1 protein-coding gene is annotated in these 546 nt (G+C 57.5%); it reads left to right on the top strand.

The features are described from left to right. Positions 1–82: 82 nt before the first annotated feature. Positions 83–546, top strand: a 464-nt coding sequence (locus HMPREF1627_RS00470) for a 4-phosphopantoate--beta-alanine ligase (RefSeq protein WP_034500084.1), incomplete at its 3' end; no start/stop codon positions are given.

Below are 546 nucleotides of genomic sequence, written 5' to 3'. Positions count from 1 at the left end.
AAGTGGCAAGTTGGCCACAAGTGGCCCTCCGGATTCGCGCCTAGCGCGCCCAAAGGAGCACAATAGTCGCAAAGGAGGCATCTTGGAACCACAAGTCGTAAAGACCCGCGAAGAACTACGAGCCGCACTAGCGAAACTGCCTGGACGGCTCGGCCTGGTCATGACCATGGGCGCACTACACGACGGGCACCTCAGCCTCATTAAAGAGGCCAAGAAGCATGCCGACCACGTCATGGTCACAGTGTTTGTGAACCCCACTCAGTTCGCCCCCGGTGAAGACTTCGACAAGTACCCGCGCGACCTCAATGCCGACCTCAAAGCGGTTGCGAAAGTGGGCGCGGACCTCGTATTTGCGCCAGCCGCTAACGAAATGTATCCAGGTGAAGCCTCTGTCACTATCAACCCGGGACCCACCGCAACGGTTCTAGAAGGCAAAACGCGGCCCACACACTTTGCAGGCGTATTGCTGGTAGTGCACAAAATGTTCAACCTCACCGGTGCGGATGTTGCCGTATTCGGCCAAAAGGATGCACAGCAGCTGGCACT

Origin of the sequence: Actinomyces sp. S6-Spd3 (genome assembly GCF_000758755.1) — a bacterium.
Classification (GTDB): Bacteria; Actinomycetota; Actinomycetes; order Actinomycetales; family Actinomycetaceae; genus Pauljensenia.
The sequence above is the reverse complement of the archived record's forward strand: the minus strand, read 5'-3'. Positions and strand labels throughout refer to the sequence as shown.